21 protein-coding genes and 3 pseudogenes are annotated in these 22,872 nt (G+C 68.1%); 10 read left to right on the top strand and 14 right to left on the bottom strand.

Annotation, left to right across the window (positions count from 1 at the left end; translation table 11 throughout):
* Together DIE15_RS35730 and DIE15_RS35725 are read right to left on the bottom strand one after the other, a co-directional pair.
* Nucleotides 1-311, bottom strand: a pseudogene (locus tag DIE15_RS35730) (phage late control D family protein); the annotation flags it as partial.
* Nucleotides 312-557 (bottom strand): PAAR domain-containing protein, encoded by a 246-nt coding sequence (locus DIE15_RS35725; RefSeq protein ID WP_124835794.1) that lies wholly within the window; start codon nt 555-557, stop codon nt 312-314.
* Nucleotides 558-1,116: 559 nt separating this feature from the next.
* On the opposite strand from DIE15_RS35725, the gene DIE15_RS35720 reads away from it, so the two are divergent.
* Both DIE15_RS35720 and DIE15_RS35715 read left to right on the top strand, forming a co-directional pair.
* Nucleotides 1,117-2,412, top strand: a complete 1,296-nt coding sequence (locus tag DIE15_RS35720; RefSeq protein WP_124835791.1) for an MFS transporter — start codon at nt 1,117-1,119, stop codon at nt 2,410-2,412.
* A 57-nt stretch (nt 2,413-2,469) separates the two neighbouring features.
* Nucleotides 2,470-3,252 carry a substrate-binding domain-containing protein gene (locus tag DIE15_RS35715; RefSeq protein ID WP_124835790.1) on the top strand — a complete coding sequence of 261 codons (783 nt, stop codon included), beginning with the start codon at nt 2,470-2,472 and terminating at the stop codon, nt 3,250-3,252.
* Nucleotides 3,253-3,276: 24 nt separating this feature from the next.
* Here the strand turns inward: DIE15_RS35715 and dctA are convergent, their stop codons facing one another.
* The 3 genes from dctA to DIE15_RS35700 form a co-directional block, all read right to left on the bottom strand.
* A complete protein-coding gene (gene dctA / locus DIE15_RS35710) occupies nt 3,277-4,614 on the bottom strand; it encodes a C4-dicarboxylate transporter DctA (protein WP_124835793.1) in 1,338 nt (445 codons plus the stop codon).
* Between the two features lie 56 nt (nt 4,615-4,670).
* Nucleotides 4,671-5,582, bottom strand: coding sequence for a LysR family transcriptional regulator (locus DIE15_RS35705; RefSeq protein WP_124835789.1), 912 nt, complete (start codon nt 5,580-5,582; stop codon nt 4,671-4,673).
* A gap of 89 nt (nt 5,583-5,671) precedes the next feature.
* Nucleotides 5,672-6,565, bottom strand: coding sequence for a LysR family transcriptional regulator (locus tag DIE15_RS35700; protein WP_124835788.1), 894 nt, complete (start codon nt 6,563-6,565; stop codon nt 5,672-5,674).
* 222 nt (nt 6,566-6,787) lie between these two features.
* Here DIE15_RS35700 and DIE15_RS35695 point away from each other — a divergent pair, with 222 nt between their 5' ends.
* The 4 genes from DIE15_RS35695 to DIE15_RS35680 all read left to right on the top strand — a co-directional run bounded on the left by DIE15_RS35695 (nt 6,788) and on the right by DIE15_RS35680 (nt 10,596).
* Nucleotides 6,788-7,048, top strand: coding sequence for a DUF4148 domain-containing protein (locus DIE15_RS35695; protein ID WP_124835787.1), 261 nt, complete (start codon nt 6,788-6,790; stop codon nt 7,046-7,048).
* A gap of 46 nt (nt 7,049-7,094) precedes the next feature.
* Nucleotides 7,095-8,300 (top strand): MFS transporter, encoded by a 1,206-nt coding sequence (locus DIE15_RS35690; RefSeq protein ID WP_124835786.1) that lies wholly within the window; start codon nt 7,095-7,097, stop codon nt 8,298-8,300.
* A gap of 323 nt (nt 8,301-8,623) precedes the next feature.
* The gene (locus tag DIE15_RS35685; protein WP_124835785.1) at nt 8,624-9,298 is read left to right on the top strand and encodes a UdgX family uracil-DNA binding protein; all 675 of its coding nucleotides are present in this window, start codon (nt 8,624-8,626) and stop codon (nt 9,296-9,298) included.
* On the top strand, nt 9,295-10,596 hold the full coding sequence (locus tag DIE15_RS35680; protein ID WP_124835784.1) for an Nramp family divalent metal transporter: 1,302 nt from the start codon (nt 9,295-9,297) through the stop codon (nt 10,594-10,596). Before DIE15_RS35685 ends, DIE15_RS35680 begins: the two co-directional genes overlap by 4 nt.
* Before the next feature lie 81 nt (nt 10,597-10,677).
* On the opposite strand, the gene DIE15_RS35675 is transcribed toward DIE15_RS35680, so the two are convergent.
* From DIE15_RS35675 to DIE15_RS35645, 7 genes and pseudogenes are all read right to left on the bottom strand, one after another.
* The gene (locus DIE15_RS35675) at nt 10,678-11,289 is read right to left on the bottom strand and encodes a hypothetical protein (RefSeq protein WP_124835783.1); all 612 of its coding nucleotides are present in this window, start codon (nt 11,287-11,289) and stop codon (nt 10,678-10,680) included.
* 59 nt (nt 11,290-11,348) lie between these two features.
* On the bottom strand, nt 11,349-11,960 hold the full coding sequence (locus DIE15_RS35670; RefSeq protein WP_124835782.1) for a DUF4142 domain-containing protein: 612 nt from the start codon (nt 11,958-11,960) through the stop codon (nt 11,349-11,351).
* A 26-nt stretch (nt 11,961-11,986) separates the two neighbouring features.
* Nucleotides 11,987-12,142: pseudogene (locus tag DIE15_RS35665) on the bottom strand (SDR family oxidoreductase); the annotation flags it as partial.
* A gap of 171 nt (nt 12,143-12,313) precedes the next feature.
* Nucleotides 12,314-12,880 carry a hypothetical protein gene (locus DIE15_RS35660; RefSeq protein WP_124835781.1) on the bottom strand — a complete coding sequence of 189 codons (567 nt, stop codon included), beginning with the start codon at nt 12,878-12,880 and terminating at the stop codon, nt 12,314-12,316.
* Nucleotides 12,881-12,947: 67 nt separating this feature from the next.
* Complete coding sequence (locus DIE15_RS35655; RefSeq protein WP_124835780.1) at nt 12,948-13,247, bottom strand: DUF2795 domain-containing protein; 300 nt, start codon at nt 13,245-13,247, stop codon at nt 12,948-12,950.
* Nucleotides 13,248-13,285: 38 nt separating this feature from the next.
* The gene (locus DIE15_RS35650) at nt 13,286-14,314 is read right to left on the bottom strand and encodes an SDR family oxidoreductase (RefSeq protein WP_124835779.1); all 1,029 of its coding nucleotides are present in this window, start codon (nt 14,312-14,314) and stop codon (nt 13,286-13,288) included.
* Nucleotides 14,315-14,343: 29 nt separating this feature from the next.
* Nucleotides 14,344-14,751, bottom strand: coding sequence for a BON domain-containing protein (locus tag DIE15_RS35645; RefSeq protein ID WP_124835778.1), 408 nt, complete (start codon nt 14,749-14,751; stop codon nt 14,344-14,346).
* 242 nt (nt 14,752-14,993) lie between these two features.
* On the opposite strand from DIE15_RS35645, the gene DIE15_RS35640 reads away from it, so the two are divergent.
* Both DIE15_RS35640 and DIE15_RS35635 read left to right on the top strand, forming a co-directional pair.
* The gene (locus tag DIE15_RS35640) at nt 14,994-16,310 is read left to right on the top strand and encodes a glycosyltransferase family 1 protein (RefSeq protein WP_124835777.1); all 1,317 of its coding nucleotides are present in this window, start codon (nt 14,994-14,996) and stop codon (nt 16,308-16,310) included.
* Nucleotides 16,310-17,356 (top strand): UDP-glucuronic acid decarboxylase family protein, encoded by a 1,047-nt coding sequence (locus tag DIE15_RS35635; RefSeq protein WP_124835792.1) that lies wholly within the window; start codon nt 16,310-16,312, stop codon nt 17,354-17,356. Before DIE15_RS35640 ends, DIE15_RS35635 begins: the two co-directional genes overlap by 1 nt.
* Nucleotides 17,357-17,399: 43 nt before the next feature.
* Here DIE15_RS35635 and DIE15_RS35630 read toward each other — a convergent pair whose 3' ends face one another.
* The gene (locus DIE15_RS35630) at nt 17,400-19,706 is read right to left on the bottom strand and encodes an ATP-binding protein (protein ID WP_124835776.1); all 2,307 of its coding nucleotides are present in this window, start codon (nt 19,704-19,706) and stop codon (nt 17,400-17,402) included.
* 139 nt (nt 19,707-19,845) lie between these two features.
* Between DIE15_RS35630 and DIE15_RS37955 the strand changes: the two are divergent.
* A pseudogene (locus DIE15_RS37955) lies at nt 19,846-19,989 on the top strand (PIG-L family deacetylase); the annotation flags it as partial.
* A 49-nt stretch (nt 19,990-20,038) separates the two neighbouring features.
* Here DIE15_RS37955 and DIE15_RS35620 read toward each other — a convergent pair.
* Nucleotides 20,039-21,406, bottom strand: a complete 1,368-nt coding sequence (locus DIE15_RS35620; protein ID WP_124835775.1) for a sigma-54 dependent transcriptional regulator — start codon at nt 21,404-21,406, stop codon at nt 20,039-20,041.
* A gap of 348 nt (nt 21,407-21,754) precedes the next feature.
* Here DIE15_RS35620 and DIE15_RS35615 point away from each other — a divergent pair.
* The coding region (locus DIE15_RS35615; protein ID WP_260428443.1) for a sigma-54-dependent Fis family transcriptional regulator at nt 21,755-22,872 on the top strand (1,118 nt) is incomplete at its 3' end.

Below are 22,872 nucleotides of genomic sequence, written 5' to 3'. Positions count from 1 at the left end.
GCGCCGATGTTGCCAAGTCCGGCGGCGCCGGCCAGCCCCGAAATGAACCGCCCTTTGCCTTCGAGCTGGATCGACACCGTTACTTCCGTGCCGACTATCTTGTCCAGATCGAGATCGGCCGTGCGACTGGGGGAGACCGCATAGGCGTCGTCGGTTCGCAACGTGACGAGATAGCGGCATGCATCGAGACGGCCGATGGTTTCGGTGCCTTGCAACCGCACTGGAACGAAGACCGGCAACGCATCCATCCCATAGGTCGGCAGCGCTGCGCCGGCGAGTGACAGCGTGCGAGCCTGAGTAAACTTTGCCATTTACTCCGCTCCTGTTGTTCGCTGACCGATGACGGTCGCACCGCAACCGGTCTTGTCACCGTGATAGCCGACACGCCGGCCGCGATGTGTGCGCGAACCACTTGCCAGTAGTGGAAACACGCCGCCGCATCGGTGGCACCTCACCGCGTGGCCTTCCAGCGCAACGGCAATCCCCATATGCTTCAAATCGCCGGCCGCCTCGACGACTTCGCCGCCGTGGTCCGTGGCATCGCCCAAGCGGATCATGTCCTGTCCGTGCTGGTCTTTCACGCGTCCTCCTGTTTGTCACAAAGAGATGTATGCGATGCCCTTGCGGCATCCTGCGATACGAGCGGAAAAACTCTACAGCGGTTCGGCCAAGCCCTTTCTCAAAATTGGATTGCGTCGACTTCAAGCAAGGGGAGGGGAAAGGAATTGCGCGGAATCGCAACAATGAGCCGAGCGGGGCATTTGTTCCACGCACCCGCATCGAGCATGTCCGTCTGGACACGAGCCATATCGGTCTCGGTGCGATATTTCTCGTCGCGCGACGATCGTCGGCGGCACGGCCGGCGTCGCCTGTCGCCTGCTCTACGCGAGACAGTCGCAGCGCGGCATGGGTGATCGGGCATTTCATTGCTGACGCCGCCATTCAGCCCGTGCGCGCCCCACGGAATCCTTCTGCCGGAGCCCAGCCCATTGATAACCAAACAACATCAATCCTTCCAAAATTCGCACTTATCGTTTCCCCGTCTCCGGGCGACCATTGCCGAAACGACAATCAACCGCTCCCCGCGTACTTCCCCGATTCCCTGGAGACACCCAGATGCACCCCTCGCCCACCCTTTCGACCGGACGCTCGAAGGCCGCCGCGGTATTCCGCGTGACGGCCGGCAACTTCCTCGAGCAGTTCGACTTCTTCCTGTTCGGCTTCTACGCAACGCAGATCGCGGCCGTGTTCTTTCCCGCCGCGAGCGAGTTCGCTTCGCTGATGATGACGTTCGCGGTCTTCGGCGCCGGCTTCCTGATGCGGCCGCTGGGTGCGATCGTGCTGGGCGCGTACATCGACGACGTCGGCCGTCGCAAGGGCCTCATCGTCACGCTGGCCATCATGGCGAGCGGCACCATCCTGATCGCGTTCGTGCCGGGCTACGCGACGATCGGCCTGCTCGCGCCCGCGCTCGTGCTGATCGGGCGGCTGCTGCAAGGCTTCTCGGCGGGCGCCGAACTCGGCGGCGTGTCCGTCTATCTCGCCGAAATGGCCACGCCCGGCCGCAAGGGCTTCTTCACGAGCTGGCAGTCCGCCAGCCAGCAGGTCGCGATCGTCGTCGCGGCCGGCCTCGGCTTCGCGCTCAATCACTGGCTGAGCGCGTCGGCCATCGCCGCGTGGGGATGGCGCGTGCCGTTCTTCGTCGGTTGCATGATCGTGCCGTTCATCTTCATGCTGCGTCGCAACCTCGAGGAAACGCAGGAATTCAACGCGCGCCGGCATCGTCCGGGCATGAAGGAAGTCTTCGTTACGCTGGTGCGGAACTGGGGCGTCGTGGTCGCCGGCATGATGCTGGTCGCGATGACCACCACGAGCTTCTACCTGATCACGGTCTACGCGCCGACCTTCGGCAAGACGGTCCTGCACCTGAGCACCGCCGACAGCCTGCTCGTGACGCTGTGCGTCGGCGTGTCGAACTTCGTGTGGCTGCCGATCGGCGGCGCGCTGTCCGATCGCATCGGCCGCCGGCCGCTGCTCGTCGGCATGACGCTGCTCGCGATCGCGACCGCGTATCCGGCGCTGTCGCTGCTCGCTCACGCGCCGTCGTTCGTCCACATGCTGCTCGTGCTCCTGTGGCTGTCGTTCATGTACGGGATCTATAACGGCGCGATGGTCGTCGCGCTGACGGAAGTGATGCCGGCGGAGGTGCGCGTCGCAGGCTTCTCGCTCGCCTACAGCCTGGCGACGGCGGTGTTCGGCGGCTTCACGCCCGCGATCTCGACCGCACTCATTCACCTGACCGGCGACAAGGCCGCACCGGGCTACTGGATGAGCCTCGCCGCGGTGTGCGCGCTGCTGGCGACCTTCGCGCTCTATCGCCGCCAGCCGGTGACGCTGACGCCGGCGCACTGACGCCTCATGCAGAACAACCTGCCCCGACTCCGCACGACCCAGACTACGACCACGACCATGAAAAACCTGCTCCTGAAACTGGGCGCGACCGCACTCGTCGCCACCTCCGCCGTCGCCGCGAACGTGCAGGCCACCGAGCTGCACGTGATGAGTTCGGGCGGCTTCACCGCCGCCTACAAGCAGCTCGGCCCGCAGTTCGTGTCACGCACGGGCAACACGCTCGACACCGCGCTCGGCCCGTCGATGGGCAAGTCACCAGAAGCGATCCCGAACCGGCTCGCGCGCGGCGAGCCGGCCGACGCCGTGATCATGGTCGGCTACGCGCTCGACGATCTGATCCGGCAAGGCAAGGTGATCGCCGGCTCGCGCGTCGAGCTGGCCGATTCGCGCATCGGCATGGTCGTGCGCGACGGCGCGGCAAAACCCGACATCAGCACCGCCGACGGCCTCAAGCAGGTTCTGCTGCATGCGAAATCGATCGCCTATTCGGACAGCGCGAGCGGCGTCTATATCGAGCGCGAGCTGTTCAGGAAGCTCGGCATCGAGGATCAGGTGAAATCGAAGGCGAAGATGGTCCCGCGGATTCCCGTCGCGTCCGTGGTCGCGAACGGCGACTACGAGATCGGCTTCCAGCAGGTGAGCGAACTGCTGCCCGTGAAGGGCGCGACCTTCGTCGGCAAGATCCCCGAATCGCTGCAGTCCGTCACGCGCTTCGCCGCCGGCGTTCCCGTCGGCGCGCAACATCCGAAGGAAGCGAAGGCGCTCCTCGACTATCTCGCGTCGCCCGACGTGCAGGCGGAAGTGAAATCGACCGGGCTGGATTCCGTTTCCGCTCATTGAGCACGAACCCCGGGAAGGCGTGCGTCAGACAGCCTTCCCGTCGCGGCCGGCATCGACATCGGCCCCGACATCGGCGGCATCGTCGGCGCCGTTCGGGCCTGCGGGCCCGGCCGCACTCAGCACCCGTGCGAGACGCGCACGATCGCACGCCCCTTCCCACGACGACACGAAGATCACCGCGCACGCATTGCTGATCACGCTCGTCAGCGCCCGCGCCTCCGACATGAAGCGATCGATGCCGACCAGAAGCGCGACGCCGGCCATCGGCAGGTCGGGCATCACCGCGAGCGTCGCGACGAGCGCGACGAGCCCGCTGCCGGACACGCCGGCCGCGCCCTTCGACGTCAGCAGCATCAAGGCCAGCATCGCCGCGATTTGCGGCGCGGAAAGCGGCACGTCGCACGCCTGCGCGATGAACAATGCCGCGAGCGTCAGGTAGATCGCGGTGCCGTCCAGGTTGAACGAGTAGCCGGCCGGCAGCACGAGCCCGACGACACCCTTGTCGCAACCCAGCGCCTCCAGCTTGACGATCAGCCGCGGCAATACCGGCTCCGTGGACGACGTCGCGAGGACGATCAGCAACTCCTCGCGCAGGTAGCGCAACAGCCGCCACAGCGCGAAGCCGTGCAGCCGTGCGAGCGGCGCGAGCACCAGCGCGACGAACAGCACGCAGGCCACGTAGAACGACGCCATCAGTCGCGCGAGCGAGCCGACCGAGCCGATGCCGAAGCGGCCCACCGTGAACGCCATCGCGCCGAATGCGCCGAGCGGGGCGAGCCGCATGATCATCGCGAGCACGCGAAAGACGACCTGCGCGACACCGTCGATCAGCGCCAGCACGGGCCGCCCGGCCTGTGGAGACGCATTCAGCGAAAAGCCGAACAGCAGCGACAGCAGCAGCACCGGCAGCACCTCGCCCGTCTGGAACGCGCCAAGCATCGTGTCCGGGATCACGCTCAGCGCGAACTCGACGAGCCCGTGCGGTTGCGCATGCTGCACGTATTGCGCCACGATGCTCGAATCGAGATGGCGCACGTCGACGTGCATGCCGGCGCCGGGCCGCAGCACGAACGCGGTGACGAGCCCGAATGCGAGCGCGGCGGCGGTCAGCAGATAGAACAGCACCAGCGCGCGGACGATCGTGCGTCCGATGGCTTTTCCGTTCGCGAGCGACGTGATGCCCGAGACGATCGTGCAGAACACGATCGGCGCGATCATCATCCGCACGAGATCGACGAATGCATCGCTGAGCGGCTTGAGCAGCGCGCCCGCCGATGGCCACAAATGGCCGACGCCCACGCCGAGCACCATCGCCAGCAGAACCTGTACGTAGAGCGAACGAAGCGGTGTTGCCAGCTTCACGATGCGATCTTCCTCGATGTTCCTGTCGGGTTCGTCGTATGCATCGCCTGGACGCGTCACTTCGACGTGTCGCCGCCGCGCTTCGCGTCGACGACCACCCGGTGAAATTCCTCCGCGGCCGGCGTCAGCGGGCGTCCGCGCCGTTTCACGATGCCCACCCGGCGCTTGACCACCGGTTCGACGAGGGGCACGCTCGTGAGCAGCGGATGGTCATTGCCGGGCATCGCCATCGACGGCACCGCGGCGACGCCGAGCCCCGCCTCGATCAACCCGAGCATCGTCGTCACGTGGCGCGTTTCGCACACGCTCGGCGCACGCGGCGCGACGGCCGTCAGCGCCTGGTCGAGCAACAGGCGGTTGCCGGAAGTCTTGTCCACCGACACATACTCGTATTCGTAAAGCTCGTTCCAGGTCACGCGCTTCTTGCGCGCGAGCGGATGGTCGCGCCGGCACGCGGCAACGAACCGCTCCTGCAGCAGCAGCTTGAACTCGACCTCGGGCTCCTGGCTGCCCATGAAACTCACGCCGAAATCGGCCTCGCCGCTGATGACGGCACCGAGCACCTCGTTCGCGCTCGCATCGAGCAGCTTGACCCGGATGCGCGGAAAGCGGCGATGATAGCTCGCGATCACGTTCGGCAGGAAGTAGTACGCCACCGACGGCACGCACGCGATCGTCACGTGGCCGAGGCGGCTCGACGAAACGTCGCGGATGCCGAGCAGCGCGACGTCGAGGTCGTCGAGCAACTGCTCGGCGCTCGGCGCGAACACGCGGCCGACCGTGGTCAGCGTGACGCTGCGCGTGGTGCGCTCGAACAGGCGCACGCCGAGCGCTTCCTCCAGTTTGTCGATCCGGCGGCTCAACGCAGGTTGCGAAATGCTGATCGCGTCGGCGGCCTTGCGGAAGCTGCCGAGCTCCACGACCGCGCGAAACGCCTGCAAGTCGGTCAAATCGAAGTTGATTCCCACGGGCCCGGTCTCCGCATCTCAGATGCCGCGTATTTTGCATGATCCGGGCACGCGCACCCAGCCCGGAGATGCCCGGCTCCCACGCCCCGCTACGCGCGATGGCGCAACGCATCGATCACGATCGAGAACGCGCGCGATGCCTGGCGGCGGCTCGGATAGTACGCGTGATAGCCGGGAAAGACCGGGCACCAGTCCGGCATCACGATCCGCAACTTCCCGCTGCGCACGTGGTCGAGCACGATGTCCTCGGTCACGAACGCAATCCCGAACCCGTCGAGCGCCGCCTGCACCAGATGCGGTTGCGTATTGCAGGTGATGCGGCCGTTCACGCGCGCCTGGATCGCATTCCGGCCTTTCTTCAGCTCCCACGCATAGATGCCCTTCGCGGTCGCGAGCCGCAGCGTCACGCAATCGTGATCGAGCAGGTCCTGCGGCGTCTTCGGCGGCTTGCGGCCATCGAGATAGGCGGGCGACGCGACCATCGCCATCCGGATGTCCGGGCTGATGCGCACCGCGATCATGTCCTTCGCGACCTGGTCGCCATAGCGCACGCCGATGTCGTAGCGCTCCTCGACGATGTTCGACAGCCCGTAGTCGACCGACAGCTCGACGCGGATGTCGGGGTAATCGGGCAACACCTTCCTGAGCCTCGGCCAGATGATCGTGTCGATCGGATGCTCGGTGGCCGTGATCCGCACGACGCCGGCCGGCTTGTCCCGGAAATCGGACACCGCCGCGAGCTTCATCTCGATCTCGTCGATGCGCGGCGCGACGGCCTGAAACAGTTCCTCGCCCGCTTCGGTCGTCGACACGCTGCGCGTCGTGCGCGTCAGCAGCCGCACGCCGAGGCGCGTTTCGAGATCGCGCACGGTCTGGCTCAGCGCCGATTGCGACACGCCGAGCCGCGCCGCCGCACGCGTGAAGCTCCGGTCGCGCGCCACGGCGAGAAACACGAGCAGATCGTTGAGGTTTTCGCGCGGCATGTCGGGTGGCTCCTGTCGAAACGGACGCCCATCCTAGCACCGACACCGCCCCTCGCCGCCCCGCGCGGCCTGCGCCGATTCATCGGCCCAGCTTATAAGTCCAAGCGTGCGGCGCTACTTAATCGATCGGCGGCGGCCCGATAGACTGCGAAGCCTTCAGGTTCCCCAGCGACCGTAGCCGGCCTCGGGAATCATCCACGCATGCTTCCCGGAATCCATCTCGTGAAATCCCTTCTTCGCCTTTTCGTCGTCGCACTTGCCGTTTCCAGCCCGTTGCTCGCCCATGCGCAGGGCCTGACGCGCGCGCAGGTGCGCGAGGACATGATCCGCTACCAAGCCGCCGGCTTCAATCCGGCGCGCGCCAATCCGCGCACGTGGGTCGACGATGTGCAAGCCGCGTCCATGCGCGTAACGGCCGCACGCGATGCCGACGGTCGCGCTCAGATGGCCGGTCGCGGCACGGCCGGTGCCCGCTGCGACTAACGCGCGCCTGCGGCGCGACGCCACCCGACCCACCCCGACTTCAACGATGCAAGCCGTTTCCCCTTCCGATCGCGGCCACGCGCCCGTCCACACCGCCGCATGGGGTGCCGTCCTCGCGATGGCGCTCGGCGCGTTCGCGCTCGTTGCGTCCGAATTCATGCCGGTCAGCCTGCTGACGCCGATCGCGAGCGACCTGCATGTCAGCGAAGGCCAGGCGGGCCAGGCCATCTCCGTGTCCGGCGCCTTCGCGCTCGTGACGAGCCTGTTCATCGCGTCGCTGGCCGGAAGGCGCGACCGCAAGCGGCTGCTGCTCGTGCTGACGCTGGTGATGATCGTTTCCGGAACGGTCGTCGCATTCGCGCCGAACTACCTCGCGTTCATCGCGGGACGCGCACTGATCGGTGTCGCGATCGGCGGCTTCTGGTCGATGTCGGCCGCAACCGCGATGCGGCTGGTGCCCGATGCCCAGGTGTCGCGCGCGCTGGCAATCGTGAACGGCGGCAATGCGCTCGCGACCGTCGTCGCGGCGCCGCTCGGCAGCTTGCTCGGCGGCATCGTCGGCTGGCGCTGGGCGTTCTTCTGCGTCGTGCCGGTCGCGGCGATCGCGTTCGGCTGGAAGCTCGTGAGCCTGCCGCCGATGAAAGCCGCGTCACACGCAGCGCCGGCCAACGTGGTGAAGCTGCTCGGCCGCCCGCCGGTCGCGCTCGGCATGGTCGCCGTCAGCCTGCTGTTCATGGGGCAGTTCGCGCTGTTCACGTACCTGCGGCCGTTCCTCGAAACGGTGACGCACGTCGACCATGCCGCGCTGTCGCTGATGCTCCTCGCGATCGGCGTGGCCGGGCTCGCGGGGACGATCCTGATCGGCGCGTTCCTCGAGAACGGCCTCTATCGCACGCTCGTCGTCACGCCGCTGCTGATGGCGGCGATCGCCGTCGCGCTCGTCTGGTACGGCGCGTCGACCGCGGCAACCGCGGGCCTGCTCGCTCTGTGGGGCCTGACCGGCACGGCCGCGCCGGTCGGCTGGTGGACGTGGCTCGCGCGCACGCTGCCGCACGACGCGGAAGCCGGCGGCGGGCTGATGGTCGCGGTCGTGCAGCTCGCGATCGCGCTCGGCGCGACGACGGGCGGCGTGCTGTTCGACCTGCACGGCTATCGCGCGACGTTCGCGATGAGCGCGGTGCTGCTCGTCCTCGCCGGCGTGGTGGCGTTCGCGGCCGGACGCGCCGCGGCACCGCGCGTGGCCGGCGGCTGAGCGGCGCCAGGTGCTCCGCTTCGATACCGTTTTACAAGCTCCGTGTAATGCGCCCGTCCAGGCGCGCGCCACAGCTGCACGTCGTCATCGGCCGGATCGTCACCGAAGAGTGGTTTGCATCGCGTTTCTCCCTGTAACCGGATGCGGCCCCGACGCACACCGCGCGTCCATATCGACTGCATGCGGCATGCCGGTTGCTGCATGTCGTCGATATCGTCGATACGGGAGCCGTCGATGCGTGCACTGCCGATGTTCCGACCCGGCTTGACGCTGAATCCACCGGCAACGCGCCGACGAGCGCGCGGCTGCGCCGGAGGGACCACATGACGCAGCGCGCGCCGCTAAAGCCTGCCACGGCCGAGGCCGCCACCGACGACGATGCGCCGGCCACGCTCGACGCCTGCCGCCGCTGCGGGCTGTGGGAACACGCGACGCAGCCGGTGCCGGGCGTGGGGCCCGCCGATGCGCGGATCGTGCTGGTCGGCGAGCAGCCGGGCGACCAGGAGGACCGCACGGGCATCCCGTTCGTCGGCGCGGCGGGCCGCATGCTCGATCGCGCACTCGACGAGGCCGGCATCGAGCGCAGGTCCATCTATCTGACCAACGCGGTCAAGCACTTCAAATGGGAACCGCGCGGCAAGCGGCGGCTGCACAAGACGCCCGCGCAACGCGAAGTCGCAGCGTGCCGCTACTGGCTCGAACGAGAACTCGATACGCTGACGCCGCGCGTGATCGTCGCACTCGGCGCGACGGCGCTGCGCGCGGTGCTGCAGGACAACGACGCGACGCTGGAGGGCACGCGCAAGCCGGTTCGCTCGCCCGAGGGCTGTCTCGTCGTCGCGACCTATCACCCGTCCTACGTGCTGCGCACGCGCGGCGCCGATTCGCGCGAGCATGCGTACCGGACGCTCGTCGATGCACTGCGCACCGCGTCGCGCCTTGCGCGCGGCAACGGCGGCAATGGCAGCAACGGCGGTACGCACGGAGACGCCGAATGAGCGACCTGCGCCAGGACGACGCCTCGCGCGATCCCCCCGCCGCCAGGCCGTGGTACCAACGGCTCGGCCCCGGCCTGCTCGCGGGCGCGTCCGATGCCGATCCGAGCAACGTCGCGGTCTACGCGCAGGCCGGCAGCCAGTTCGGCTTCCACATGCTCTGGATGATCGTCGTCACGCTGCCGATGATGGTCGTCGTGCAACTCGCGTCGGCGTTCGTCGGACGCACCAACCGCGAAGGCCTCGTCGCGGGCATCCGCGAGCACTTCTCCGATCGCGTCGCCAAAACCCTGATCGTGATGGTCGTGATCGTCAACGTCGTGAACGTCGGCGCCGATCTCGCCGCGATGGGCGACGCGACCACGCTCGTCGTCGGCGGCCGCAGCTACTGGTATGCGCCCGTCTACGGCCTCGCGTCGCTCGCGCTGCAGATGCTGCTCTCCTACGAACGCTACGCGCGCTGGCTCAAGTGGATGACACTCGGCCTGCTCGCCTATGTGCTCGAACTCGGTTTCGTGCGAATCGACTGGCGCAGCCTGCTGCATGCGATCGTGCTGCCGCACGTCGCGTTCACGCACGCTTATGCGACGACGGCGGTCGCGGTGCTCGGCACGACGCTGAGCCCGTACCTGTTCGTGTGGCAGGCCGCGCTCGAAGTCGAGGAAACCCAGGCCGAGCGCCGCAACGGCGACACCGCGTGCGCCCCCGGCGCGCGCCGCGAGACCGAGCGGCGCATCACGTTCGACACCTGGATCGGGATGATCGTGACCAACGCCGTGTCGTTCTGCATCATGGCGATCGGCGCGGCGGTGTTCTTCACGCACGGAAGGCACGACATCGGCTCCACCGCACAAGCCGCCGAGGCGCTGCGGCCGATCGCCGGCGAAGCAGCGTTCCTCGTGTTCGCGTTCGGCATCGTCGGCTGCGGGCTGCTGGCGATTCCCGCGTTCGCGGGCAGCGCCGCGTACGGCTGCGCGGAGGCATGGCGGTTCCGCGAAGGCCTGAACGAGCCGGTGCGCCGCGCGCCCGCGTTCTATGCAGTGCTGGCGGCGTGCGTGATCGTCGGCATCGCGATCTGTTTCAGTCCGGTCAATCCGATCAAGGCGCTGTACTGGAGCGCGGTGCTCAATGGCGTCGCGGCAGTGCCGATGCTCGTGCTGGTGATGCTGCTGTCGCAGCGGCGCGCTGCGGCCGGCCAGCCGGGCAGCGGGATCGCATCGAAGGTGTTCGGATGGCTTGCCGTCACGCTGATGGCGGCGTCGGTGGTCATGATGGCCGTGGATGTACTCACCCGACTTTGACGATATCGTTGTGTACGCAACCGTTAAAAAGGCAACCGGGCGTGCGGCGTGCAGCACGCCCCGGTTGCCTGCCCTGCGCGTTTACATCATCTTGCCGCGCGAACGTTCGGCACGCGCCGCATCGGCCGCCGACTCGACCTTCTTCACTTCTTCCGGCGGCGGCAGCACGGCCTTGAAGCCCATCGACTCGATCCACATCTCGCGCGCCCAGCCGCGGGTGTGATACAGGTGATGGTCCTCGTCGGCCTCGACTTCATCGTGCGCGGCCTTCAGCGCCTTCGCCGCGTCGCCATCGCGCAACTGGTCGGCCGCATAGCCGATCAGCTCCCAGTTCAGGTGGTCCTTGGTCTCGGCGAGCACCACGCACTCGGCCGCGACGACCTGCGCGACCGCCGGGTCGGCCTGCTTCTTCGCCTGCTCGATCACCTGGACGAGCGACTTGCCGGTCGCCGCCACCGCGGCACGCCCCGGCGACTGCGTATCCGGATCGAGGCCGAGCGTGTCGAATACCTTGCGCAGCACTTCCTGGTGATGCATCGTCTCGCGGTGGTACTTCTCCCATTCCTTGTGCAGATCCTCGTCGGTCGCGCACTGGAGCGCGGCCTCGTAGAGCTTCGCGCCGCCAAGCTCGGTCTCGTAAGCCTGGCAGAGCAGTTCGAGGATGCCTTCGTGCTTCGATTGCCGTTGGGCCATGACTGCCTCTCCGAAAAAACGGGCCGCCCGAGCGGCCCTGGGGTTGAAGCGGGCGCGTGTTACTGCGCACCCACCTTGCGCTGGAGTGCCTCTGCCATGCTCAGGTGGTGCTTGAGCGTCGGCAGCGTGGATTTCGCGAACGCGCGCAGCTGCGCGTCCTTGCCGTCGCGCGCCTCGCCTTCGAACAGCGCGACCGCCTTCTGGTGCGCATCCGGGCCGACCGCCGCGACGTACGCAGCATCGAAGTCGTGGCCGCGCTTGCCGCGCAGCGCTTCGACGTCCGGATCCGCGATCTGGTCGACCTGCGGTTTCATGCCCTTGCGCAACGCGATCTCGGTGAGCTTCGCGTTCGCCTTGCCGTGATCGGCGACCATGCGTTCAGCGAATGCGCGCACGTCCGGCGACTGCGCCTGCTTCAGCGCGAGCTGGCTCGCCTGCACCTCGGCCTTGCCGGCGATGGCGGCCTTGTCAACGAATTCGGCGTCGCCGCTCTGCGGGGCTTTCACGATGCCCGGATCACCGGCAGCGGCGCCCGACGACGGATTGATCACGCCACCCGGCACGTGCGAATTCGATGCGGGCGGCTCGCTCGGCATCTGGGCATGCGCGAGTCCCGACACGGCGAGCATGCCCGCGGCGAGCGCCGCGATCGTCCAGTTGGGTTGTTTCATGCGCTTTCTCCTTGTGGGGGGAATCGTCACCCGCCGACGATCGAGCCGCCGTTCGGATGCAAGGTCTGTCCCGTCATGTAGCTCGCGCCTTCCGCTGCGAGCAGCACGTAGCAGCCGATCAGCTCGTCCGGCTGCCCCGGCCGCTTGAGCGGCACGTTCGAACCGAACTTCGATACCTGCTCGGCTGCTGCTGGGGCGGCGGGGTCTTTGCCGTGATCACGCGTTCATCCTTGAACCGGTGTCCGCGAATCGGCGCAAGCAGCGTGCCGTGCGCGGCCCGCCGGCCCGTGCACGGTTGCACGGACCGTGCCGCACGCCGCGTTGCAAGCGCATGCAGAAACGAAACAGCGCGCTCAACGCGGGCTGCCCTGCGTGGTGCCGTCCGGCCGGCGCACCGGATCGAAGTCGCGCCATTCGCCGTCGTGCCAGTCGCCTTCGACACGCTCGATCGATTGCGCGCCGGTCGCGCGCAGCACGCCTTCCGCGGTGGCCGCGGTCGTCGCCGTCACGCGTGCGGCCAGGATCACGCCGGATTCGCTCTGCGCGAGCATGCCCTTGCCTTCAGCCTGCTCGCCGCGCATCCGGCCGAGCGCGCCGCCGAACGCGCCGAGATACGCGCCGGCGAGCGCGCCGGCGGCTGGCACGAACCAATAGCGCAGGCCGAGCGCATAGACGATCAACCCGACGATCGCGCCGATCAGCAGCCCGCGCAGCGCACCGACCATCGCGCCGCGGCCGCCCGGCTTCGCGGCCGTATCGGCATACACGTCGCCGCCGATCGGGAAGCGCGCGTGCTGGCCGCCCGGGTTCAGGAAGAAGATCGACACGTCATCCGGGCCGAACGCGCGCTCGTAAAGGTGGCGCGCCCCACCTTCCGCTTCATCGAACGTCGTGAAGCGGCCTGCGACGATCATCGCCATGCTCGTGCTCCTCGTGACGGTGAGGCGCCGTGCACGCGACGGCGCGCACGGCGCGACGCGGCGGCACTCACCTCAGCCGCCCGAGTTCCTTCGAGACCGATGCCGGCGTCGCGTATTCGCGATCGGGAATCTGCCGCAGCATGTCGAGCACGCCCGGGTCCGCATGCGAGCGTTCCGCGCACTGCACGACGTCCGACTTGCTCGCCGGATAGTCCATTCCCTTCAGCGCCTTCTGCACGTCGACCGGGCTCGGCGCCTTGCCATGCCCCGTCTGATGGCCGCCCTTGTCGTGGTCCTGCTGCGTGCGCTCGCCTTCGTGCGCGCGCGCGTGGCTGTATTCGTGGCCCGTATGTTGTCGGGATGACATGAAAACCTCCTTCGAATGAAAAACGGAAAGGCATGCGATCACGTCGACGCGCGGCGCGCGCGCGCGAGCGCGGCGACCACCAGCGCCGCCGCGCCCAGCGCGAGCGCGCCCGCGACCTTCGGCCGCTGCACCATCGCGTTGTACGCGCAACCGCGCAGCACGGGTCCGTCCATCCCTTCGCGCTCGTGCAGCGCGTGGCGCGACTCGTACAGCGCGTTGTCGTCGCGCGGTCGCGCCGGGCGCACCGTGCGCTGGCCGCGCGAGAACAGCGTGGCCGCGACGCGATCGAACAGCCGCGGCGCGTGATACGCACTGGCCGACGTGAACTTCGCGGCGCCGCCGACGAACAGCGTGCGGCGCGGATGCGCGGCCGCGAACAGGATCGCGTCGGCGACGAGGTCCGGGTCGTAGATCGGCGGCGGCAGCTTCGCCTCGACGTTCATGTAGTTCTTCGCGTGCATCACCAGCATCGTGTCGATCGCGGCCGGCTTGATCAGCGTGACGGATACGGGCAGACGATCCGACTCCAGCTCGAGCCGCAGCGAATCGGTGAAGCCCTTCACCGCGTGCTTCGACGCCACGTACGCGCTTTGCAGCGGCACCGGTGCGTCGGACGCCTCGCTGCCCATGTTGATGATCGCGCCGCCGTGGAAATCGCTCTTGCGCCGGAAATGGTCCGACGCGACGAGCGAGCCGTGCACGACGCCCCAGTAGTTGGTATCGAACAGCCGGCGCTGATCCTCGAGCGGCACCGCGGCCGCCGTGCCGAAAATCGATACGCCCGCGTTGTTGATCCACGTATCGAAGCCGCCATAGGTATCGGCCGCCTTCGCGGCCGCGCGCTGCAGATCCTCGACGTTGCCGACGTCGCCGGCGACCGGCACCGCGAGGCCGCCATGCTGGCGGATTTCCTCGCATAGCGTGTTCAGCGCGTCCTCGTTGCGCGCGAACAGCACCAGCTTCGCACCGCGCCGTGCCGCCTTGCGCGCGGTGACGAGGCCGATGCCGCTCGTGGCGCCCGTGATCACGATCGTCTGCTCGCCGACCGGTTTGAGCATGCAGTTCATCTCACTGGACTCCTTCTACGGCGCCGAGGTTATTTCGCACGGATGGTCAGCTGGTCGCGCACGTCCTGCACACCGTCGATCTTTCTGACGACGCCGACCGCCTGCGTGCGCTGCTGTTCGTCCGGCACGCTGCCGGTGAGCATCACGATGCCGTGGCGCGTCTTCACGTGAATGTCGCCGGCCGACAGGCCGCTCGTGCCGACCAGTTCGGCCTTGGCCTTGGTGGTGATGGTCGCGTCGTGGATCTTCGTGCCGGTGCTCGAATGCGTCGACGACGACATGGATGACGATGCCGTGCCGTCGTCGCCGGCGCCGAACACGTTCGGTGCGACGACCGTGCAGGCAGCGGCCGCGGCGATGGCGATCGCCATGCCGAGGCGCCTGGCGGGATGACGGCGGAATCGCGATGCGCGGGCTTGCAGCGGGAATATCTTCATCGTGACCTCCTTTCGTGGGGGCCGGCATGGCCGGCGGGTATCCCGATGGCGCAAGTCGCGTGCCGCGCGCGGTAAGCCGCGCAGATACGCGGCACGCCGATCGGACGCCCTTTCATCCAACCCGTTGTAATTTTTTCGGCGCACCGGCGCGCCGTTTCCCCCGCAAGGTTCCGGGCATGCCGATTGCCGAACAGGGACGCAACGGGGCCCATCGGCGCGGCCCCGATCCTGGGAGCAACACCATGCAGAGAATCGCGTTGATCAGTGAACATGCGTCGCCGCTGGGGGTGATCGGCGGCGTGGATGCGGGCGGGCAGAACATCTACGTCGCGAACCTCGCGAAGCAACTCGCCGAGCGCGGCCTCGACGTCGACGTCTACACGCGTTGCGACAATCCGCACCTGCCCGAGGCCATGCGGATCGGCTCGCGCATGCGCGTCATCCACGTGCCGGCCGGCCCGCCCGTCGACGTGCCGAAGGAGCGGCTGCTGCCGTACATGGGCGCGTTCGCGGAGCAGATGATCGCGCGCATGCGGCGCGAACCCGATCCGGTCGACGTGATGCACGCGAACTTCTTCATGTCGGGCGAGGCCGCACTGCGCGTGAAGCAGCGTCTCGGCATTCCGCTCGTCACGACGTTCCATGCGCTCGGCCGCGTGCGCCGCCTGCATCAGGGCGCGGCCGACGGTTTCCCGGACGAACGCTTCGCGATCGAGGACCGGCTCACGCGACGCTCGGATCGGCTGATCGCCGAATGCCCGCAGGATGCGCTGGATCTCGCGACGCACTACCGCGCCGACGCGGCGCGCATCGAGATCGTGCCGTGCGGATTCGATGCAGGCGAGTTCCGGCCGGTGCCGCGCATCGATGCGCGTGCGCGGCTCGGCTGGCCGCAGGATGCGTTCATCGTGTTGCAGCTCGGGCGCCTCGTGCCGCGCAAGGGAATCGACACCGTGATCGACGCGCTCGCGCGGATGCCGCGCGATCCGCAACGGCCGACGCGGCTCTACATCGTCGGCGGCAGCCATGCGACGCCCGACCCCACGCGCGATCCGGAACTCGCGCGGCTCGTCGCGCTCGCGCACGACACCGGCATCGCGGAGCACGTGACCTTCGTCGGCCGGCGCGAGCGCGACGCGCTGCATCTGTACTACAGCGCCGCGGACGTGTTCGTGACGACGCCGTGGTACGAACCGTTCGGCATCACGCCGGTCGAGGCGATGGCATGCGCGGCACCGGTGATCGGCAGCGACGTCGGCGGCATCCGCACCACGGTGGACGACGGCACGACCGGCTATCTGGTGCCGCCGCGCGATCCGGGCGCGCTCGCCGCGCGGCTCGTTCAGTTGCGCGCGCAACCGGATCTGTGCGCGGCGCTCGGCCGCGCCGGCTACCTGCGCGCGCACCGCTTCTATACGTGGCGCGGCGTGGCCGACCGCCTCGTCGACATCTATCGCGACGTCGCGCACCCGCAGCGCGCCGGCACCGCGGCCGGCAATCGCCGCACGCCCGTCGCGACCACGCCGGGCGTACTCGCGCACCGCAAGGAGAATGCATGATGAAGGGCTATGATCGCAAACGCGTACTCGTCACCGGCGGCGCCGGATTTCTCGGTTCGCATCTGTGCGAACGCCTCGTGAAATCCGGGCACGACGTGCTGTGCGTCGACAACTTCTACACGGGGACGAAGGACAACATCGCGCACCTGCTCGATGCGCCCAACTTCGAGCTGATGCGGCACGACGTGACGTTTCCGCTGTACGTCGAGGTCGACGAGATCTACAACCTCGCGTGCCCGGCGTCGCCCGTGCACTACCAGCGCGATCCGGTGCAGACGACCAAGACCAGCGTGCACGGCGCGATCAACCTGCTCGGCCTCGCGAAGCGCGTGAAGGCGCGCATCCTGCAGGCATCGACGAGCGAGGTGTACGGCGACCCCGACGTGCATCCGCAGGACGAGCACTACTGCGGCCGCGTGAATCCGATCGGCCTGCGCGCGTGCTACGACGAAGGCAAGCGCTGCGCGGAAACGCTGTTCGCGGACTATCACCGCCAGTACGGCGTCGACGTGCGGATCGCGCGGATCTTCAATACGTACGGGCCGCGCATGCATCCGGCCGACGGACGGGTCGTGTCGAACTTCATCACGCAGGCGCTGGCCGGCGAGCCGCTGACCGTGTACGGCGACGGCAGGCAGACGCGCTCGTTCTGCTATGTCGACGACATGGTCGACGCGCTGATCCGGCTGATGAACGAGCCGGGCGACGCCTGCGAGCCGGTGAACCTCGGCAGCGACGACGAGATCGCGATGATCGACATCGCGCGCGAGGTCGTGAGGATCGTCGGCGCGACGGTCGCGATCGAGTTCCGCCCGCTGCCGTCGGACGATCCGCGCCAGCGTCGGCCCGATCTCGACGCCGCGCACCGGCGCCTCGACTGGCGCGCGACCACGCCGCTCGCGAGCGGGCTCGCGCATACCGCGCAGTATTTCATCCATCGGCAGGCGGTGCATCACGCGCCGGGCGACCTCGTGCGCAGCACGCAGATCGCGTCGCACATGCTCGCGCAGATCAGCACGCGGAACCGGCCGGCAGCGGCGAGCTGACGGGCCGGCACGCCCCGCCGTGACGGCCGATGCGCACGACGCATCAGCCGTCGCGCTGCGTCACGCGCGCGATCTTCTGCGCCAGCTCGCGCACGTCGACCGGCTTACAGAGATAGCCGTCGAAACCCGCTTGGAGCGCGCGGCGCTCGTCGGCGAGACTCGCATGCGCGGTCACGGCGAGCACGCGCAACCCGGGCGGCGTGACGCCGTTCGCGCCGCCGTGACGCAATGCGTCGAGCAGCCAGAAACCGTCGCCGTCGGGCATCGCGAGATCGGACAGCACGACGGTCGGCTGCATGTCGTCGACGAGCGCGAGCGCTTCGCGGCCCGACGATGCGATCGCGACAGCCGCGCCGAGCGTCGTCAGCGCCGCCGTCAGGCTTGCGCGCGTGGTCGCGTCGTCGTCGACGATCAGAATGCGCTGCGTATCGAGCGCAAGCGGATCGGCACGCACGCCCGGCTGCGCGACGCCCCACGCCATCGCCCCGATCGGCTGCCAGCCGGCCGGCAGCGTCACGGTAAACGTCGCGCCGCGATTGTGGCCCGCGCTTTCGACGCGCACGTTGCCGCCGTGCAGCTCGGCGATATGCCGGACGATCGACAGGCCGAGCCCGAGCCCGCGCCGCGACGACGCGGGCGATTCGTCCGCGCGGCGGAACATGTCGAACACATGCGGAATGAACGCGGCGGGAATGCCTTGTCCGGTGTCGGCGACGGTCAGCACCGCGTGCGCATCGTCGCGCGACAGCGTGACCGTCACCGCGCCGCCGCCCGGCGTGAACTTCAGCGCGTTCGACACGAGGTTCGACACCATCTGCCGCAGACGCTCCGCGTCGCCCGACACCACGCATGCACGCTCCGTGCACTCGAATTCGAGCACGATGCCGGTGGACGACGCGGCCGTCTGGAACGCCCCGACCGCATCGGAGAAAAGCCGTACCACGTCGACCGGCATCGCATCGATCCGCAGCTTGCCGGTCGCGAGCGACGATGCGTCGAGGATGTCGCCCACCATCCGCGTGAGCGAACGCGCGCTGCGGTCGATCGCGTCGATCGCCTGCTGCTGCAGCGCGGCGTCGCCGGAATTGCGCAATACCTCGACCCAGCCGTAGATCACGTTCAGCGGCGTGCGCAGCTCGTGCGACACGGTCGCGAGCAGTTCGTCCTTCAGGCGGTTCGACGTATCGGCCTGGTCGCGCGCGTCGCGCGCGCCCTGCAGCGAGCGCTGCGCGCGCAGGTCGCGGCGGCGCTGGGCGCCGGTCTCGCGCAGCGTCAGCGACAGCGCGACGCAATTGCGCGCATCGCCACGCACCGGGCACGCGGACACGGTCGCGCGAAAGCGCCGGCCGTCGCGCCGCACGCACAACAGTTCGAGCGGGCCGACCGCTTCGCGCATCGTGTCGAACGATTCGGTGAGCGGATTGCGCCGCAGCCAGCGCATCGCCACCAGCGTGTCGAGCGGACGCCCGCGCGCGTCGGCTTCGTCATACCCGAAAATCCGCTGCGCGGCCGGGTTCCAGCTGACGATGCGGCCCTCGTCGTCGATCCCGACGATCGCGTCCGGCGACGCTTCGACCACCGCGAGCTGCAACCGCGACGTATCGGTGAGCGCGCGTTCCGCGCCGGCGTCGCGCAGCAGCAGCACCGCGCCGTCGACGTTGCCGTCCGCGTCCGCGATCGGCGACGCCGTTTCGACGATCGGCACCGGCGTGCCGCCGTCGGCGCCGTGCAGCCAGTGCCGGTCCGACAGCGCATGCGCGCCGCCCAGCGCGCGATCGAGCGGGGTCGTCTGCACGCGCCGGTCGTCGTAATCGAACACGCGCAGCACGTCGCGCACGGGCCGGCCGGGCGCATCGTCCGCGCGGCAGCCGGCCAGCTCGGCCGCGGCTGCATTCAGATACGTCACGCGCCCTTTCGTATCGGCCGCGATCACGCCATGCGGCAGCGCCTGCAGCACGGCTTCGAGCTGCCGCCGCGCGGCGGCTTCGCGTCGGCACGCGACGTCGTTTGTGAGCCGCGCGTGGCGCAGCATCGCCGCAATCGCGCAGACCAGCACGCCGACCAGCATGAAGATGCCGAGCTGCACGAGCCGATCGTGCAGTGGCCCGGTGTAGGCATCCGGATCGGACAGGAACAGCGTCCAGACCAGCAGCCCGCTGGCGACGGTCGATACGAAGCCGAACAGGAACGACGTCGCCCACGCCGCGCCGGCCAGCATCGGGTAGTACAGAACGAGCGGCAGATTCGCGCCGCCGAAGCGGATCGCGAGCGTCTGCAGCACGGTCGCGATCGCGACGAGCATCACGGCGGTTGCATAACTTCCGGCCCGCGGCCGTGCAATTTCAATCATCGGACACGCTCCTGCCGCCAGGCCGGCGTCGGCCGGCCACGGGTGAACGGGCGGGCATGCCGCGTGCTCGTCCCCCTGCCCGCGGGCCGGCACCGCTGGCTCGGCCGCTTGCACCTGCTACGAGGGAGACCTTCGAGACATGACCGCTCCGACACGCTGGCTCGTCATCTCGCCGCATCTCGACGATGCCGTTTTCGGTTGCGGACGGCGGCTCGCGCAGGCATCCGGCTCGGTCGTCGTCTCGGTCTTCGCGCGTATTGCGGCCCGCGATACGGCACCGCCTGCGCGTGCGCAGCCGCACCGGTACGTGCATGAGCGCATCGGTCACCGCATCAGGAGTCCGGTTTTTCCGCTTCGTCTTCCAGTTGCGCGAGCCGGTTGTAAATCGTCTTCAGGCTGACGTCGAGCACCTCGGCGGCCTGCGCCTTCACGCCGCCGCATTGTGCGATGGTGCCGAGGATCAGCTTGCGGTCGACCTCCTCGAGCGGCGTGCCGAACGGCACCGTCACGCGATCTTCATGCGTATCGACCATGCTCGACAGCTCGTCCATGATCGGCGGCGGCAGCGTGTCGATCACGTCGGCGTCGCTGAAGATGCTCGCGCGCTGCACGAAGTTGCGCAGCTCGCGCACGTTGCCGGGCCATGCGTAGGTCTTCAGCGCTTCGCGCGCGGCCGGCGCAAAGCGCAGGTTGCGGCCGCTTTCCTCGTTGTAGTGCTGCAGGAAGGAATCCGCGAGCATCGGGATATCGTCGCCCCGCTCGCGCAGCGACGGCAGCGGGATCGGAAACACGTTGATCCGGTGATAGAGATCGGGCCGCAGCTTGCCGTCGGCCATCGCGGCTTCCGGATCGCGATTGGTCGCCGCGACGATGCGCACATCGACGTCGATCTCGCGTGTCGAGCCGAGCCGCGTGAGCCGCCCGGTTTCCAGCACACGCAGCAGCTTGACCTGCGATTCGACCGGCATCTCGGTGATTTCGTCGAGGAACAGCGTGCCGCCGTCCGCACGCTCGAAGAAACCCTTGTGCTGCCGCTCCGCACCCGTGAAGCTGCCGCGGTCGTGGCCGAACATCTCGCTTTCGACGAGGTTCGCGGCGATCGCGCCGCAGTTCACCGCGAGGAACGGGCCGCGCCGACGCAGGCTCAGGTCGTGCACCGTCTGCGCGGCAAGCTCCTTGCCGGTGCCCGACTCGCCGGTGAGCAGCACCGACGCTTCGGTGCGCGCGACGCGGCCGATCGCGTCGTACACGGTCTGCATTGCGGGGGAACTGCCGAGCATCCGGCCGAAGCGGCCGAGGCGCTGCAGTTCCGAACGCAGCTCGGCGATTTCCTCATGCAACGCGGTGGTGCGCGGCACGCGCGCGAAGATGCTGTTCAGCCGCTGCATGTTGAGCGGTTTCACCAGGTAGTCGGTGGCGCCGCGCCGCAATGCATCGATCGCGGTTTCGAGGCTTGCGTGACCGGTGGTCAGCACCATTTCGCAATGCGCGCGTTTGGGCAATGCGTCGAACAGATCCATCCCGTTGCCGTCCGGCAGTACGAGGTCGCACAGCACGAGATCGGGGGTATTTGTCGAAACGAGCGTGCGCGCTTCTTCGAGCGTCGCGGCCGTGTCGCATGCAAGCTGCTGCGCCTGAGCGAGCGTCGCGAGCATCGCGCGCGTATCGGCATCGTCTTCGACGATCAGGACATAAGGCATCGAAGCTCCTTGTGATGCGGCCCGGCTCGAGCATCGGCCGAAACCGCGGCGGGCATGCGATGCGGGGTACGACGCCGGTCACTCGGCGGCACATCCTCACCGCATGCGAATGAGCAGACAAGCTGTCCTGCCATGACAAACGAGTGTTTAGCAGTATAGAAGAAGCGTGTCGTGCATTCGCCGCTCATCGAATAAATCTATCCGGTCGCGGCGGACACATTGCCAGATTCAATCCGGCGGGACGGGTATAAAAGGTATGCTTTCCACATGAAAAGACGGCGCGCATCGCGTCATTTTTTCATCTTGCCTCGCCGATTTCGGTCAAAACTTCCCAATACGATCTTACTCATGTCGAAATCAGACGATGACGGCACGCGACTGTTCGGCCGCTCGCGAACGATCCAGGACTTACTGCTGAAGGTATCGCGCGTCGCCGTGACGCGCGTCAGTGTGCTGGTGGTCGGCGAAAGCGGCGCCGGCAAGGACATCGTCGCGCGGCTCATCCACGACATGAGTCCGCGCCGGCGCGGGCCGTTCGTGCCCGTCAACTGCGGTGCGATTCCGAAGGACATCGCGGAGTCGCATTTGTTCGGACATGAAAAAGGCAGCTTCACCGGTGCCGTTGCACAACATGTGGGCATGTTCGAAGCCGCGCGCGGCGGCACGCTGTTTCTCGACGAAATCGCGGAAATGCCTGCGGAATTGCAGGTGAAGCTGCTGCGCACGCTCGAGTCGAACACGATCGTGCGCGTCGGCGGCCACGAAGCGATTCCGCTCGACGTGCGGATCGTCGCGGCCACCCATCACGATCCGGTCGAGGCCGTACGCAGCGGCCGGCTGCGCGAGGATCTCTTCTACCGGATCGCGCCGATCGCGCTGCACGTGCCCGCGCTGCGGCAGCGCGAGGACGACGTCGGCGACATCGCGCTGCAGATCGTCGAACGGCTGAACGCGCGGCACCGCACGCGCAAGCGCCTGTCGATGCAGGCGATGAAGGCATTGCGCACCTACACGTGGCCCGGCAACGTGCGGGAGCTGCGCAACGCGCTGGAGCGCGCGTTCATCCTTGCGGACGAACAGATCGAACTGCAGCTGCCGCGCCGGCAGCCGCCTCGCGAGGAAGTGCGCCACAACGCGATGACGCTGCACATCGGCACGACGCTCGCGCATACGCAGCAGCGCTTCATCGTCGCATCGCTGCGCCATTTCAACGGCGACAAGCCGCGTACCGCGAAGGCGCTCGGCATCAGCCTGAAAACCTTGTACAACCGTCTTGCGCTGCTAACCGAACACGAACGCAACGCGGCGAGCGGCGCGGCCGACGCCGGCGGCTCCGCCGTTGCCGCGAGCGCGGCAACGCCCCCCCGGGGGGGGGGGCGGGGCCCCCCCCGCCGCTTGAGATCACTCCTCGTCCATCAACCGGACCTTGACCCGCTTGCCCTTGATCTTCCCCGCATTGAGCTTGC

The sequence above is a fragment of the Burkholderia sp. Bp9031 genome (assembly GCF_003857965.1).
Classification (GTDB): Bacteria; Pseudomonadota; Gammaproteobacteria; order Burkholderiales; family Burkholderiaceae; genus Burkholderia; species Burkholderia ambifaria_A.
Note: the sequence above shows the minus strand (reverse complement) of the source record. Positions and strands in the feature narration are given on the sequence as shown.